This window comes from Paraburkholderia sp. BR14320 (assembly GCF_040948665.1).
In the GTDB taxonomy this organism is placed as follows: Bacteria; Pseudomonadota; Gammaproteobacteria; order Burkholderiales; family Burkholderiaceae; genus Paraburkholderia; species Paraburkholderia youngii.
Genome location: NZ_JBFPKG010000253.1, coordinates 1 through 485 on the forward strand (window position 1 = coordinate 1; position 485 = coordinate 485).

Genomic DNA, 485 nt, shown 5'->3' on the forward strand with positions numbered 1-485 from the left:
TGTTCAATCGCCTTCTCGAAGTAGCGGCGCGCCGCGGCCTTGTCCCGATGGGCGCGCAGCAGGAAATCCACCGTGTTGCCCGCCTTGTCCACGGCACGGTACAAGTATTTCCAATGGCCTTTGACCTTGACATAGGTCTCATCGACGCGCCAGCTCTTGCCGACAGGCCGTTTCCGTTTGCGCAATGCTTTTTCAAACACCGGCAGCAGCTTGATAACCCACCGGTGCACGCTCGAATGGTCCACCTCGATACCCCGCTCGGCCATCATTTCTTCGAGGTTTCGGGCTTTGTTCAGCAGGGTCCTTGCGCGGCGACCGTGGGTCCGGTAGAAAGAGCCCAGTGATCTATCCGACAGGCGGCTTTGTTCAGCAGGGTCCTTGCGCGACGACCGTGGGTCCGGTAGAAAGAGCCCAGTGATCTATCCGACAGGCGAGCTTTCATGCCTTACAAGGCAAGACTGAAAACGGGTGGGCCGCGCAAGCGG

1 pseudogene is annotated in these 485 nt (G+C 59.4%); it reads right to left on the bottom strand.

The features are described from left to right. Positions 1-284, bottom strand: a pseudogene (locus tag AB3X89_RS40180) (IS6 family transposase); the annotation flags it as partial. Positions 285-485 lie beyond the last annotated feature (201 nt).